At 60.8% G+C, this 14,522-nt stretch carries 11 protein-coding genes and 11 tRNA genes; 5 read left to right on the top strand and 17 right to left on the bottom strand.

Annotation, left to right across the window (positions count from 1 at the left end; genetic code table 11):
* Positions 1-140: 140 nt before the first annotated feature.
* Positions 141-1,238, bottom strand: a complete 1,098-nt coding sequence (locus IPJ76_07120; protein ID QQR88414.1) for a sensor histidine kinase — start codon at positions 1,236-1,238, stop codon at positions 141-143.
* 351 nt (positions 1,239-1,589) lie between these two features.
* On the bottom strand, positions 1,590-2,138 hold the full coding sequence (locus IPJ76_07115; GenBank protein ID QQR87977.1) for a cupin domain-containing protein: 549 nt from the start codon (positions 2,136-2,138) through the stop codon (positions 1,590-1,592).
* A 361-nt stretch (positions 2,139-2,499) separates the two neighbouring features.
* Between IPJ76_07115 and fdhF the strand changes: the two genes are divergently transcribed.
* Genes fdhF through IPJ76_07100 form a run of 3 tightly spaced genes read left to right on the top strand, consistent with a single transcriptional unit; the run spans position 2,500 to position 6,925 of the window.
* Positions 2,500-5,367 (top strand): formate dehydrogenase subunit alpha, encoded by a 2,868-nt coding sequence (gene fdhF / locus IPJ76_07110; protein ID QQR87976.1) that lies wholly within the window; start codon positions 2,500-2,502, stop codon positions 5,365-5,367.
* Complete coding sequence (locus IPJ76_07105) at positions 5,364-6,239, top strand: hypothetical protein (GenBank protein ID QQR87975.1); 876 nt, start codon at positions 5,364-5,366, stop codon at positions 6,237-6,239. Before fdhF ends, IPJ76_07105 begins: the two co-directional genes overlap by 4 nt.
* Positions 6,230-6,925, top strand: coding sequence for a hypothetical protein (locus IPJ76_07100; protein ID QQR87974.1), 696 nt, complete (start codon positions 6,230-6,232; stop codon positions 6,923-6,925). Before IPJ76_07105 ends, IPJ76_07100 begins: the two co-directional genes overlap by 10 nt.
* A gap of 46 nt (positions 6,926-6,971) precedes the next feature.
* On the opposite strand, the gene IPJ76_07095 is transcribed toward IPJ76_07100, so the two are convergent.
* The 14 genes from IPJ76_07095 to IPJ76_07030 all read right to left on the bottom strand — a co-directional run bounded on the left by IPJ76_07095 (position 6,972) and on the right by IPJ76_07030 (position 11,771).
* Complete coding sequence (locus tag IPJ76_07095) at positions 6,972-8,387, bottom strand: RtcB family protein (protein QQR87973.1); 1,416 nt, start codon at positions 8,385-8,387, stop codon at positions 6,972-6,974.
* Positions 8,388-8,424: 37 nt separating this feature from the next.
* Positions 8,425-8,510 (bottom strand) — tRNA-Tyr (locus IPJ76_07090).
* Between the two features lies 1 nt (position 8,511).
* A tRNA-His gene (locus tag IPJ76_07085) sits at positions 8,512-8,585 on the bottom strand.
* Positions 8,586-8,591: 6 nt separating this feature from the next.
* Positions 8,592-8,663: transfer RNA gene (locus tag IPJ76_07080), tRNA-Phe, on the bottom strand.
* 24 nt (positions 8,664-8,687) lie between these two features.
* Positions 8,688-8,759 (bottom strand) — tRNA-Lys (locus tag IPJ76_07075).
* A gap of 15 nt (positions 8,760-8,774) precedes the next feature.
* Positions 8,775-8,847 (bottom strand) — tRNA-Ile (locus tag IPJ76_07070).
* 9 nt (positions 8,848-8,856) lie between these two features.
* A tRNA-Asp gene (locus tag IPJ76_07065) sits at positions 8,857-8,928 on the bottom strand.
* A gap of 4 nt (positions 8,929-8,932) precedes the next feature.
* Positions 8,933-9,004 (bottom strand) — tRNA-Asn (locus IPJ76_07060).
* A 4-nt stretch (positions 9,005-9,008) separates the two neighbouring features.
* Positions 9,009-9,081: transfer RNA gene (locus IPJ76_07055), tRNA-Pro, on the bottom strand.
* A gap of 22 nt (positions 9,082-9,103) precedes the next feature.
* Positions 9,104-9,174 (bottom strand) — tRNA-Gln (locus tag IPJ76_07050).
* Positions 9,175-9,178: 4 nt separating this feature from the next.
* Positions 9,179-9,709 (bottom strand): hypothetical protein, encoded by a 531-nt coding sequence (locus tag IPJ76_07045; GenBank protein QQR87972.1) that lies wholly within the window; start codon positions 9,707-9,709, stop codon positions 9,179-9,181.
* 17 nt (positions 9,710-9,726) lie between these two features.
* Positions 9,727-9,801, bottom strand: a tRNA-Arg gene (locus IPJ76_07040).
* 63 nt (positions 9,802-9,864) lie between these two features.
* A complete protein-coding gene (locus tag IPJ76_07035; protein QQR87971.1) occupies positions 9,865-10,974 on the bottom strand; it encodes a slipin family protein in 1,110 nt (369 codons plus the stop codon).
* 724 nt (positions 10,975-11,698) lie between these two features.
* Positions 11,699-11,771: transfer RNA gene (locus tag IPJ76_07030), tRNA-Leu, on the bottom strand.
* Positions 11,772-12,469: 698 nt separating this feature from the next.
* Between IPJ76_07030 and IPJ76_07025 the strand changes: the two genes are divergently transcribed.
* Positions 12,470-12,703, top strand: coding sequence for a hypothetical protein (locus tag IPJ76_07025; GenBank protein ID QQR87970.1), 234 nt, complete (start codon positions 12,470-12,472; stop codon positions 12,701-12,703).
* A 76-nt stretch (positions 12,704-12,779) separates the two neighbouring features.
* Positions 12,780-13,580: a hypothetical protein gene (locus IPJ76_07020; protein ID QQR87969.1), complete on the top strand. Its 801-nt coding sequence runs from the start codon at positions 12,780-12,782 to the stop codon at positions 13,578-13,580.
* A gap of 80 nt (positions 13,581-13,660) precedes the next feature.
* Here the strand turns inward: IPJ76_07020 and IPJ76_07015 are convergent, their stop codons facing one another.
* Positions 13,661-14,458, bottom strand: a complete 798-nt coding sequence (locus tag IPJ76_07015) for a hypothetical protein (GenBank protein ID QQR87968.1) — start codon at positions 14,456-14,458, stop codon at positions 13,661-13,663.
* Positions 14,459-14,522: the final 64 nt, after the last annotated feature.

The raw sequence follows: 14,522 nt of genomic DNA, 5'->3' as shown, positions 1-14,522 counted from the left end.
GGTGGGCCAGGGTTCCCGAAAGTACCGGGGAATAGACCGAATGGGCGCTACGAACGTTGCTTGCAGGGGGATCCTTGTGGATGGAATGGGCAGGACCGGTCGTGGAAAGGAGCGTTAAAGCGACAAAGCAAGACGGCGGCCTACTGGGAAGTGTTTTCGACCGTGCCGGGCAGCACGAACCGTATGGTGGTCCCGTGGCCTTCCGGGCTTTCCGCGCGCACATCGCCGCCGTGCGCTTCCACGAAGCTCTTCACGATGGCCAGTCCCAGTCCCGTGCTCTCTTCGCGCTCGGCGTCACCTTCACCTTTCTCGAACACCGCCACCAGTCGATCCGTGGGTATACCGGCACCGTTGTCCGCAACCCAGCACTCAACGGCCCCGTCCTCACCGTTGGTGCGTCCACCGATCCGCACCTCGCCCCCGGGCGAGTATGTGAGCGCATTGCTGAGCAGGTTCTGGAAAACGCGACGCAACAGTCCGGAATCGGCGAACGCCACCAGATCGTCGGAGACCAGATTGATGAGCTTGGTGCCCGCGGTTAGCGCCACCGGCTTCATGTCGTGCACGATCGCCTGCACCAAGGGCCATAGGTCGAAGTGCCGCTTCACGGGTTGCACCCCTGCTTCGGTCCCTTCATCGTTGTTCTCGTCGAGCACTTTGGCCACTAGGGCTTCCAGTTGGCCCACGTTGCGGTGCAGCGTCTTGATCATCTGGGCGCTTTCCGCGTTCCCCATCTGCTCCTGCAAGGTCATCTCCAGCACGCTCGCCGCCAGGGAGATCGCCGTGAGCGGATTGCGCAGGTCGTGCGCCACGAATGCCAGGTACTCCTGCCGGCGTTGCTTCACTGCCAGGGCCTGTTGCTCGGCGTGCGTCTTCACCGCCAGCCCGATCGCCTGGTCCAACACCCGGTTCAGGATGTGGAACGGTTTTCCTTCCAGGGACAGGCTGTTCTCCTGCGCCAGATCGTGCACGCTGCCACGCAGGATGTTGTACTCCGACACCACTTCCGTGATGTCGAAGCCGTCCTCGAACCGCTGGATGCCATGCTCGGGCGGCGTCCCTTCCTTCAAGGATTCCGTGATTGTGCGCTCGCTCGGCTGCTCCAACGCCTGGGCCAGTTCATCGAGCAGGGCGGGGATGTGGTCGTTCAGCGTGGGAATGTCCAAGTGGGCGGCGGAAGGCAGCTGGCGCACGTGGTCGCGCCAACGCTTCAAGAGGCCTTCTTTCTCCTGCCGTATGAGCCGGGCGAGCTGGTTGATCACTGGGGGTGTCATGGGTTGAGCGATGGGCAGGGGGCTTGCAAGCTAGGTGGCCCGCGGGCCGTGCCGTGGAGCGCTGCGGTGCGGGCGCGGTGGTGCTCGCCATTCTACCGCTGTTATCGTCATCCATCACGCCTTGCCCATGAACACGCCGCAAGCCAAGTTCGGCTCCTCCGCTCCTCCTGTAGCGCGCACCGGGTCCGCGCCTTCAACGTGCAAAGCGGTGGCCACCGAGGTCGAAGTCGCTTAAATCGTTGGCAAGCCGCACCCCATCAACAAGCGAGAGCCCCAGGTGTCGCTCATGCGCCGACCAAACACAGGAGGTCCGCGTTACTTCAGGTCGGCGGGCAACGGCCACCGCTTGTGCGCACCGGTGAGCCGCGCGATGCCGGCACCCGCACCGAAGATCAGGTCTTGCAACCAGAAGGGCATGCCAGCGAGGCGGTATTCCTTCCGCATCTTCCATAAAAGGTGCATGGCGGCCAGGGGTGGCATCTTATTCCAATCGCCGCCCCGTTCCATCGCCGCATCGCCCATCGACTGCAGCATCCATTCGATATGCAGCGCCGGCTCGTACCAGAACTCAGCCTCCACCCGCTCGGTGGCGCTGCCATTGCGGAAGTTGTGCACTTCGCCGGAACGGATCACCGCGCTGTCGCCGGGCCCCAGGGTCACTTCCTTCTTCCCGATCTGCACGATGAGCCTCCCGCTGAGCACCTTGAAGCCCTCTTCCTGGCCGATGTGGATGTGCGGGCCGGGCCCCTTGTTGCCCGGGCCGAGACTGAGCGTGGCCTCGCTCCGTCGCCCGTTGGTGCGCTCGCGGGCGTCGTTGAATTGGATGCGCTCGCCGATGGCGTGCAGGTCGATGAGGCGTTTCATTCCAGGTTGTTCGATGGGTGACGACTGGGGCGGGTCCGTCTTAACCCCGCGGAACGAAAATGATGAATGCCGCTCAGCCGGGCAAAGGCATTGACCCAGATCACCGCCACGGGGACTTGACATCTATCTTCTTCTCACACGTCGTTGTCATGAACCAGGCCTGGACCAGGCACGGGTCCGCAGAGTTCCATCCACAGATGGCGCCGATGTCGCAGATAGGGCGACGGTTCGCAGCCGCGTAGCGGCATCTGTGACATCGGCGCCATCTGCGGAAAGTTCCAGCGGCTGAGCTTCCTTGAAAAGTCAGGCGTTGTCGCGACACCCCGGAGACCTTGCTACATTCGTGCGTTAGCCTTCCGCCATGAGTTCATTCCCACAGGCCAAGCATTCCAGCTCTCCGGCTCCGGTCGCGAAGACCCAGTCAGCACCCGCCACGTCCAACAAGGTGGCCACCGAAGTGGACGTCGCCTTCATCGACGGCAAGGCCTACCCGATCAACAAGGGCGAAACGATGCTCGCCTTCCTGAAGCGGCACAAGGGACCGAACCCGGTGCCCACACTTTGCGACGCGCCCAACTTGGAGCCGTTCGGCAGCTGCCGTGTGTGCTCCGTGGAGGTGGCCTTGGCCGAGGACGGACCCAGCAAGGTGATGGCCAGCTGCCACACCCCCGTGGGCAAGGGCATGTACATCACGGTGAACAGCCCGCGCATGGAGCGCCTGCGCAAGAACATCGTGGAACTGGTGCTCACCGACTACGACACCGAGCGGCTCAAGACCGAGGACCACGGCAAGAACGAGCTCTACAACGTCGTCCAGCAGATCGGCTTCGACATCGACAGCGTGCGCTACCCGAAAGGGAAGAACCATTTGGACACGCCGATGGACACGAGCCATCCCTACATGGTGAGCGACCTCAGCGCATGCATCAGCTGCTACCGCTGCGTGCGTGCCTGCGACGAAGTGCAGGGCGAATTCGTGCTGACGATGGCCGGTCGTGGGTTCGACAACCACATCGTCAAAGGCACCAACGAATCGTTCAAGGACAGCGACTGCGTGAGCTGCGGCGCCTGTGCGCAGGCCTGCCCCACCAGCGCCATCACCGATGTGTTCCGCGCCAAGGAGACCAAGCCCGACAGCGTGGCGCGCACCGTGTGCACCTATTGCGGCGTGGGCTGCAACCTGGAGGTGAAGGTGAAGGACGGCAAGATCGCCGGCATCACCGCGCCCTACGATGCGGAGGCGAACCAGGGGCACACCTGCCTCAAGGGCCGCTACGCCTTCAAGTTCTACGATCACCCCGAGCGGCTGCGCTCACCGCTGATCAAACGCAACGGCGTTCTTGAGGAAGTGAGCTGGGACGAGGCCTACGACTTCATCGTGGACGGCTTCATCCGCATCCGTGAGAAGCATGGCCCCGACGCGCTCGGCGGCGTGAGCAGCGCGCGCTGCCCCAACGAGGAGAACTACCTCATGCAGAAGTTCTTCCGCGTGCAGGTGGGCACCAACAACATCGATGCGTGCGCGCGCGTGTGCCACAGCCCCACGGCCCTCGGCATGCAGAAGACCTTCGGCACCGGCGCGGCCACCAACAGCATCGACGACCTGAAGGACACGCACACCATCATGGTGATCGGTGCGAACCCCACCGACGCGCACCCCGTCACCGGTGCCAAGATCAAGCAGCAGATCATGAAGGGGAAGACCCTCATCGTGATCGACCCGCGCCGCACCGAGCTGGCCCGCTACGCGAAGTACCACCTGCAGTTGAAGCCGGGCACCAACGTGGCCCTGCTCAACATGATGATGCACTACATCGTGAAGGAGGGCTGGGTGAAGAAGGAGTTCATCGACAAACGCACCGAAGGCTGGGAGGACTTCAAGCAGGAAGTGCTCAGCGTGGACATCGCTGCGATGGAGCGCGAGACGGGAGTAAGTCGCGACCTGGTGCGCGAAGCCGCCAAGGCCTACGCGACCAGTCCCGCCGCCATGAGCTTCCACGGCCTGGGCGTCACCGAGCACTACCAGGGCACCTTCACCGTGATGCAGATCGCCGATCTGGCGATGATGACCGGCAACATCGGTCGCCGCGGTGTGGGCGTGAACCCGCTGCGCGGACAGAACAACGTGCAAGGCGCGGCCGACATGGGTTGCCAGCCGCACCAGGGCGCCGGCTACTTCGCGGTGGACGAACCCGCGAACATCAGCCTGTACGAGAACTTCTACGGCGTGGAGCTGCCGCACGTGGCCGGCAAGAAGATCCCGCAGATGTACGATGCCATGCTCGATGGCACCCTCAAAGCGTTCTGGGTTGCCGGCGAGGACATGGGCCAGACGGACCCCAACACGCTGCATGTGCGCAAGGCCCTCGGCGAGCTCGAGCTCTTCGTGGTGCAGGAGCTCTTCATGACCGAGACGGCCAAGATGGCCCACGTGGTCTTGCCCGCCGCCAGCTTCCTGGAGAAGAGCGGCACCTTCACCAACGGCGAGCGCCGCATCCAACGCGTGAACGCCGCTGTGGAACCCATCCCGGGCACCAAGAGCGACGGCCAGATCACCTGCGACATCATGGAACGCTATGCGCGGAAGACCGGACGCAGGAGCGGCAACGAGAAGACCACCTACCACCCCGAGTGGGTGCTGCGCGAGATCAGCGGCATCGTGCCCTTCTTCAAGGGCGTGAAGTGGGAGGAGCTCGGCACCAACGGCAAGCAATGGCCCGTGGCCGCCGATGGCACCGACACCAAGATCCTGCACACCGACACCTTCAAGCGCGGGCTCGGCAAGTTCATCTTCAACAACTGGGAGAAGAGCCCTGAGGTACGCACCAACGAGAAGGAATACCCCTACATCATCACCACCAACCGCGAGCTGGAACACTACAACTGCGGCGCCATGACCCGCCGCACCGGCAACGGTGAGATCCTCACCGAGGACGTGCTGATGATCAACCCCGCCGACGCGCAACAGAACGGCATCGTCGATGGCGACATGGTCTGCGTGGAAAGCCCGCGCGGCAAGGTGGACATCAAGGCCCGCATCACCGACGAGGTGAAGCCCGGCATCCTCAGCAGCACCTTCCACTTCCCGGAGATCATGCTGAACATCATCACCAGCAGCGTGAGCGATTCACTGGCGATGTGTCCGGAGTACAAGGTGGTGACGTGTCGGATCCGGAAGGCGAAGAAGGGGTATTTGCGGAAGGCGGGGGAGGTAACCTTGAAGGCATGAAAGCAACCGCGCTGTTCTTGATGGCGATTCTCTTGAGGGGGTTCGTCGTGGGTCAGGTGACCTTGACCACCGAGGAACACCACCTGCTTAAGGCGATCTGTGAGCAATACAATGTCCCGAAGAAGGAGAGTACCCTAAAGGCGATGCAAAAGACCGCCTCCGGTCGCTTTCAGGGTTTCATTGGCCAGATGATGATGGTCAAGGGCTTGAAAGGAGATGTTCTTGACACTACCTACTTGCGCAGGCCCACGCACGAGGAACTGGTCTTTTGGTATGCTGTACGAGAGTTCCATTACAACAATGCCGAGCCGGATTCGCTACAAGTGCCAAAGGAGCAGATCATGGGCTGGGTGCTCAAGGACACGGTAGACAAGCGATGGTTGCTCGACAACTACTACTACAGGATATCAGCGCCGCTATCCATGTTGTTCAATGAAGCGGACCTGAGCAAGTACGACTTTCAGGTCGACAAACTCGGATTTCAAGACGAAACGGAGAAGGCCATCTTCTTCCTCTTCCTAATGCACTCATGTGGGGACAGACTATCGGTGATGGCCTTCACGCGTAAAGGTGATCCCAAGTCGGTGATCAAGAGGCTGCCCAAGGTCAATGGACAACCATACTTCCACTACGCCGATTTCGACTATCCGGATTTTCAATGGGTCGGACACAAGAAGCTGGAATCATACAACGATCGGCATCTTGGCAGCTACTACGGGATGCTGCTCAATCACCTGAACATTCTTTTGGAGAACGGGGCGAAGGAGGAGGCCGAAAGGCTGGTCAAGAATTCCATACTCTCACAGCCGGAACTGTTTCAATACAGCGGCTCATCGGCAACGCTGCAGAAGGTCTATGAGACGTGGAAATAAGGCGATACCACTTCCGCTGTCTGAAGAAATTGGACATCCTCAGCAGCACCTTCCACTTCCCGGAGATCATGCTCAACAACTTGTCCCGCCACCGCGGGATCATCACCCGCTACCTGGCCTTGCCACTGGCGCTTCTGGTGAACGTGCCGTGCTTGGCCAAGAAGATGCAGATGGACATCGAGTCCGTCATCCTCAACGCGGAGCTGATCGTGGTCGGCGAGATCATCAGCAAAGGCATCGGCTCCTATTCCTTCCGGATCCAAGAGACCCTTCATGGCGACACCTCGCTCCGCACCATCCACGTTGACAAGTGGAAGGAATGGACCTGCGACACCCGCAGCTTCGAGATCGCCAAGGGACAACGGCTAGTTCTGCTGCTGGGCAAAGGCAAGTCAGGCTACTACCCCTACAACGACAGCACGGGCGAGATCCCCATCACCAACGACAGCCTTGGTGCCCAGAACGGATACTACGGTGTCCTGCCCCGCAGGCTCTCCATAACAGAGTTCAGCGAGGCCGTGCGCGCGCTGCGTTCGTGCTGCCACATCACGGCCGTCCACAAGGACTTCGGGGTCTCCTACGACTGGGTCTGGGACTGCACCCAGGAAGAACGTGAGCGTAGCGCCACCGGCAACGACTTCACGGCGTGGTTGTTCCGACGCATGGCAAGGATGGAGGAGCGATAAGCGTGGGTCGGAAAGCCTCCGAGGTCCATGCCGATCGTTCCTGCCATCAGTCCTCCGCCGCGCTACCATCGCCGCACATCCGCACGATCTTGGGCGTGAACGAGCCCAGCACCTCGACCAGATCACGTTGGTTCCGCATCACCGTGGCGATGTCCTTGTAGGCCATCGGAGCCTCGTCGATACCACCGCCGATCAGCTCGATGCCGTGCTTTTCCAGATGCTGCTTCACGCTCTTGGGGTCGATGGTCTCCTTCGCCTTGGTGCGGCTCATCAAGCGGCCGGCGCCGTGGCTTGCGGAGCTGATGCTCTCGGCCACACCCGTGCCACGAACAATGTAGCCGGGCGCCGTCATGCTGCCGGGGATCACGCCCAGCACGCCCTTGCCAGCGGGTGTTGCGCCCTTGCGGTGCACGATCACTTCCCGGCCTTCGTGCATCTCCTTCCACGCGAAGTTGTGGTGGTTCTCCACCACGGCCGCGGGCTTCTCACCGAGCGCCTTGGCGATGCGCGCATGGATCTGGTGGTGGCAAGCGCTCGCGAAATCACCCGCGAGGTTCATCGCCGCCCAGTACTCCGCACCGGCAGCGCTATCGAGCGATAGCCACGCCAGGTTCTGCGCTTCCGCAGGCAGCTTGCAGAGCTCCTTCGCCACGCGCGTGTAGTGCTGTGCGATACCCGCGCCCAGGCCGCGCGAACCACTGTGCGAGAGCAATGCGAGGTAGCTGCCGGGCGCGAGGTCGAATTCGTTGTTCGCACCGGTGATCTCCACCACACCGAACTCCACGAAGTGGTTGCCGCTGCCGCTGGAACCGATCTGGCTCCACGCGCGGTCCTTCAAGTGCTTCACCACGGGAATGGTGCTGAACTCGTCGCGATCGAGCACGGGATGGTCCATGCGCTTCTCGTGCACGGCGCGGCCGAACCGTGTGTGTTCGCTCAGCAGGCGTTTGTGGTCCGTGCGATGCGACCGCAGCACCTCCGGGGCAACGTTGAAGATGCTCAAGCACATGCGGCATCCGATGTCGACACCCACGCCGTAGGGGATCACCGCGTTCTCCACGGCGAGCACGCCGCCGATGGGCAGGCCGTAGCCCTGGTGCGCATCGGGCATGAGCGCGCCGGCCACCGTAACGGGCAGTTTCATCGCCACTTCCATCTGGTGGATGGCGCCCTGCTCGATGTGCTCGAGGCCGTACGCGCGGTATTCCTTGCGTGCCACGAGCTCGTGCTGCGCTTCCGTCTTGCGGTCGCGACCGGTCAGGGCATCGGCGATGGGTGCATAGTGTTCGTGGTCGCTGTATGCATCGGGGGAGGCCGCGATGCGCTTGAGCTCATCGAGCACGTCCTCCTTCTTCGTCTTGCGGTGATGCTTCAGCATCACGTTGATGGCGATGCCGATCGCGCGGCCTTCGGGGAAGCCTATCGCGATGAGGTCCTTGCCATGCAGTTTCAGTCCTTTCATGTTCGTCGTTCTAAAGTTGCTTTCTTCTTTCGTTCAGTGGAAGCCGCAAGGCTCGAACTTGCTCAGCCCGCAAGGGCACCGGTTTTACGGACCGGCCCGGCTCACCATCTCCGGCGGACTTCCATGGGGTGGGTCAACGGGATCGAACCGTTGCCTTCAGCTCCACAAGCTGACGTGCTGCCATTGCACCAGGCCCACCATGTGCGAAGGAGGCAGGGGTCGAACCTGCACGGTCCGGTCTTCAACCGGATGCTCTACCATTGGAGCTACTCCTTCGTTCATCTTACTGATCGCATCGTGTTGGCCCACCCGGATTCGAACCGGGACCTTCCGCTTAAGAGGCGGGTAGTCTTCCATACGACCTCTAGGCCAGGGATCCATCATTCGTCGACCCGGCTGGAGTTGAACCAGCAACCAACTGCGTATAAGGCAGGCGCTCTCACCATTGAGCTACAGGTCGCATACTTCGCGGTGCCGACGGGGTTCGAACCCGTGACCTTCCGATAGACAGTCGGATATTCTTCCACTGAACTACGGCACCATCGAGGGAATGGAAGGGATCGAACCTTCGACCGGCTGCTTAACAAACAGCTGCTCTACCACTGAGCCACATTCCCATTGTTGCCGGAGCCGGACTCGAACCGGCACCATCCGGGTCCCAAACCCGGTGCCCTACCAATCGGACCATCCAGCGATCCCACTTCACATGCACTACGTTGCCAGGACAGGATTTGAACCTGTATGGCTGGGCTCAAAACCCAGTGTCCTACCGTTAGACGACCCGGCAATTGTCAACTCCTGTAGTTCGGTCCCCGCTGCTTGCGCTTGTGCTTCACCACCATGAGCACACCGCTCTTTGGATGCACATAGAATTCAGGCAGGCGATACCAGGTATCATCCTTCAGTTCACGCGGCTGTCGTCCATCGTGCGTGATCAAGCGCATGCCATCCTTCACCACATTGGTGTGTACCAGGTGCTTCAGGTGCTGCATCACATGGTGACCCGTTACCGTGTTCGTGTCCAGCGATCGGCAGAGGTCTGAATGGACCTTGTCCCAATGCTTGCCCACATGTGAGCGCAGGTAGCGGATGAGCGGCTCCAGGTTGTCGTTCAAGCCCTTGCGTTCTCCGGTGTGCCGCGCTTTGATGCTCTCGTGCATGGTCGGCCCATCGGGTACCGAATGGCGGGTCCGCTTCAGGTATCCCTTGCCATGTTTCGATCCGCACCCGCGGCGGTAGCACTCGATGACCTCCTCGTCCAATCGCTTGTCACGGCGTTTCTGGCGCCGTTGCAGCGAAGGCTTCAATTCGTACAGTTCCATTTTCGTTCGTGTTTTCGACCATCAGGAAGGACTCGAACCTTCATCCTCCGCTTTCGCAAAGCGGTGCTGGCATCCATTTCAGCTTCTGATGGGTGGTGGTGTCGGGAGGAGCCTGCACGCGTCCGTGCAGTACCCCGCCCTTCACCTATTGTTCCTCAAGGACCCTTGCCCGCGCTGAACAGCTCCTTCAGCTGGTCAAGGACCTTGGCATTGCCGCTGATGGTGATGGCGCCGACCTTCTCCGCGATCTTTTCCACGTACTCCATCTCCTTCAGCTTGTAAAGCATGGCGTTGTCTTCCATCAGCTTCGCGGTGTTCAGCAGGCTGCGCGTGCTCGCTGTTTCCTCGCGGCGCATGATGGTGTTGGCTTCCGCCTTCTTCTGCGCGATCAGCACCTGGTTCATGATCTCCTTCATGTCGCCCGGCAGGATCACGTCCTTGATACCGCCAGCGCTGATGGCGACACCCAGTGCTTCGGCCTTGGCACTCACGCTTTCCTTCACGTAGGCCGTCACCGCGTCCTTGTCGGCCAGCACTTCGTCCAGCAGACGGGTACCGATGAACTCACGCAGGGCCAGTTGCACCAGGACGTAGAGTTGCTTTTCGAACTCCTTGTTCTCCAACAGCGCCTTGCGGATGTCGGTGATGCGGTACTGCAGCGTGAAGTTCACACGCAGGGCGGCCTTGTCCTTGGTGAGGATCTCCTGGCCGTTCACCTCCAGCTGCAGCTGGCGCATGTCGGCCTTGAGCACCTGCACCGCGGTGGCGTTCTTGGCGAACACGTAGGTACCCGCGTCGAGCACGCGTTGTGCTTCACCGTCCACCATAAGCACCGCTTTCTCGTACGGCTCCACGCCGTAGGCGCGGATGTAAGGCAGCAGCGCGGGCTTCATCAGCAGTTCGCGGTCCACCTCCTTCGGCAGTTCCAGTGCACGCAGGTCCAGCGTGATGAACGCGTATTGCACCAGCCCCTTGAAGAAGGCGTAGCGACCGGGCTTCAGTACTTCCTGGAAGTTGCCGTTGCGGTACTTCAGGACGATCTGCTCGTCGCGCACTTCCACCACCGTGAGCAACGCGGCCAGTTCGGCATCCTTCAACAGAAGGTCCAGTTCCACCGGCGCGGTGAAGGGGTGCGCGGTGTCGTACACCTTCACAACGTCGAACGGACGCAGGAGGTGGAGGCCGGGCTTGATCACGCGGAGGTAGTCGCCCTTGCGGAAGACCAGACCGACGCGGCCTTGATTGATGCGTAGTATTTGAACCATGGTACTTGTGTTTTTGCCAACGCGTCGCAGTACCGTGCGGCACGCTGGTGAATGATGGTGCCCTTTGTCCGGTGGGCACCTCGCCGGTATATGGTGAGCGCGTACGCTCTTGGATGAGTGAGAAAGCAATGTGTATCAACCACCTGCCTGCGTCGGGAACAGCGATGCATGTCGCGGGTTGCGCTTGTCCGTTCACCGTTGCGCGCCATCGTCGTTGTCCCATGGGCGGACATTGATCCCGATGCGTTCGGATGAAAGGAGTTCACGAAGCCGTTTTCATGCAGAGCGTTGCTCGCAGGACGAAGGCCGGTCGTCCGTTGCGCTCAAGGGCAGCGTCGGGCCGGTGGATCCATCACCGCTTTCAGCGAGGTGGGCATTTGAGAAGCGCCCTACTTCTTCCTCTGGAACCTAAATCCAGTGCTCTACCGCTGAGCTATCCGATTTTCAGTCGGAGTGGGATTCGAACCCACGTCTATTGGTGCTCTGGCCAAGCTGAGCTACATCGTCTGTTTGTTGTGGCGACGATGGCAGGATTCGAACCTGCGACTTCCAATTGGAGGGGAACAGAACGACCGTGTGGCGGCATACCGCATGCGAAACGCTGCGGCACCAAGGGGTGCTAAGAGACCCTCATCAGGTCCGACACCATCGGCCTTTCCCCGTGCTTGCCCTTTCGAGCAAGATGTTTTGTGCTGAAAGCACAGTATGTAAAGAACTTCTTCCGTACCGGGTGAAGGACTCGAACCTTCAAGCGCCTCGTTCTGAGCGAGGAGTGTCTTCCATTTCACCAACCCGGCATTGCCATCAGGGGATCCCCGCGCTCCGATCCCTCGGAGTTCAGCCCATTGCGGGGATCCCCTTCGCGTACCGCACTGGCCAAAAGCAGCGAACCCGGTCGTTTCGGACCGGGTTCGCTGCTGATGCTGTGTGGATCACATCATCGTGGTGAACACCGGTACGTGCGTGCGTCGAACTGCTTCCGTTCGCTATTGATCGGCAACGAATAGCCCTTGAGCGCGCTATTGCCTATCGCTGATCCCTGCATGGGTCGCTTGTTCCTATGTAGGCTGTTGCTGGTCATGATCACGATGTTCTCCGTTGTTCCTTCCGTATTGTTCGAACGCGGCTCGCGCATTCGGACCCCTAGACGGCGCTTGCCGATCACGGGTTGCTTCGATGCGGAAAATAATTCCGCATGTTGGTCGCACATGGGATCACCCGGGCAACACCAACGCTGCGCTCGCCCCAGTGCGCACTGGGGCTTCGTCGTTGGTCATCATCGTGACTTGATGTGGAACTTCGTTCCGCTCGGCATGTCGTGCATGGCTTCGATCATCTTTCTGCCAATGTGGCCTCCTTCGCATCGAGCGCCCTCCGCAGCATCACGGCTGTCACACCTGTAGCTGCTCCGCATTTCGTTCAGTATCCATTGACCATAGGCATCCTGGACCGACGGCGGGTCTGGACTTTCCATGTGCCACCTACCTTGCCCATCATGTGGAAGAAGGTGCTTGCTGTGCTTAGCCTGCCCGTCGCGCTCTTACTGACGTATGCGGCGGTGGTGCCCTTGATCAACTTCTCCGGCCCGCCATCGGATGCACCCGCCGGATACCGCATGGCACACATGGCGGGTTCCGTGCTTGCAGTGCTCTTCACCTTCGGCGTGCTCTTCTTCTGGTGGCGCTGGATCATCCGCACGCTTTGGCGACGACGGAAGTCCGTGGAGTGAGGAGCGCTAATGACCTTTCTTCACCGCGCACGCCGAAGCGCTGGGCCATGTGGCGGAAGTGATCTACTTTTCCTCAATGAGACCGTACTCGATCCTGTTCGGCGCGCTCTTGCTCGCAGGGTGTGCCCAGGAGCGCATCCAGGTGTTCAACACGGCTTCTGTTCGCCAGAGCCTTTCCCCGGATCAATGGGTCTTCGAATCCGACAGTGTTGTCGTCTCCTACAGCTTTTATGCTTCGGAGGGCGTGATGGCCTTCTCCGTGTACAACACGAGCAGTCGTCCGTTGTACATCGATTGGAAGAAGTCCTCCTTCATATACAACGGGGCCAAGTACGACTACTGGGAAAGCGTTGAGGTCAGCCAAGCCAGCACAACCGGAACGATGCAAGGCGTCAGTGCTCAAAGCTTGGATTGGGGCTGGATGAGATCCTCTACCATCGCCTCCTACGGCTTCTCCTCGTCATCCACCGCATCGGTATCCCGACGCGCGCAGCAGGTGGTGTTCGTTCCACCGCATTCCTACCTCGACCATGCCCAGTTCAAGCTCTACCCGAGCGAGCAGTTTGCTTTCAACAAGGCCGAGACGAAAGTCGTCAAGGAGTCCCGTTCCGATAAACCGAAGGCGCTCACAAGCGTTGCCCAGCAGGAATTCGATCAGAGCAACAGCCCTCTTCGCTTCCGTAACTACTTGGCCATCGGTTGGGATGAAAACGTGTCCAACCCTGTCTTCATCGACCACGAGTTCTGGTTGTCCTCGGTGCGGGAGATGGAGCTGCGCCACTTCCGGGGAAAGTCAACGGGCTTTGACGACAAGGGCGAACGACAGTACCCTCGGCCTTTCCGAACGAAGAAGTCGTTCTACATCAAGTTGCAATAGAACAAGGCTTTGCTGGGGTAGCGCGCCCGGTTCACCACTCTTAACCGCACACGAAGCTGAAGTGAGCGCCCAACTCGCGCTCACTTCCCCTGCGCCCTTGCCCTCAACACCGTAACGCCCGCCCAACCCATTCCCGCGAGCACCAACAGCAGCGGCACCGCGCCGGGCTCGCCTTCCACCACCACCATGTACACCATGAGCGCGAGGCCCATGGCGATGAACAGTACAGGCAGCATCAGCCGCTGCCAGGTGCTGAGCGGCGTGCCGCGAGCGGCCTGCCTGAACAGCACCGCTGCGACGCTCCACAGCCCGATGAAGAACCCGTTCACCACGATGATGATGAAGGTCTCTTCCACGCGCACCAGGCCGGTGGCGAATGCCATGATGGTGATGAGCCCATGCGCAACGGCGGTGATGGTCATGGCCTTTGCCATGCCCGCCGCCTTGAAGCCCACCGCGATGCTGCTGGCGAAGGCCACCCCGATGAGCGCCACGTAAAGCACGTTGGCCGGGTTGACCCCGGAGCCCACGAAACCCACCGCCGCATTGGTCCATGCGAGCAGCAGGGTGGTGAAGAGCGCCAGCACGGCGCCTGCGCGGTAGTTGTTGTCGCGGTTCCTGCGCACCACCAGTTCCACCAGCAGCCCGGTGCCGATGAGCAGCACCGCCGCCAGCGCGAAGTCGCTCGCTGTCCAGTTCACCTCATCGCTCACTTGCATGCCGATGGCCGGCAGAAGAAGAAGGATGGCCACCAGTCCCCAGTCGATCACCCGCAGGCGGCCCAGCCACCGTTCATCCCTGTTCGTGTCCATTGTCATTTTGTGCTCCTGCGTGCTCGCCATGGTCGTTCGTGTTTGTTGTTTTGTGCCGTTGTTCATGCGCGGGATCGTCCCCGTTGTTGCTGGCGCAAACGTCCGCCGGTGGTGCATGAGCGGCATGAGG

The organism is Flavobacteriales bacterium, assembly GCA_016699575.1.
Taxonomy (GTDB): Bacteria; Bacteroidota; Bacteroidia; order Flavobacteriales_F; family PHOS-HE28; genus PHOS-HE28.
This window is presented reverse-complemented; position numbering and strand designations above follow the sequence as displayed.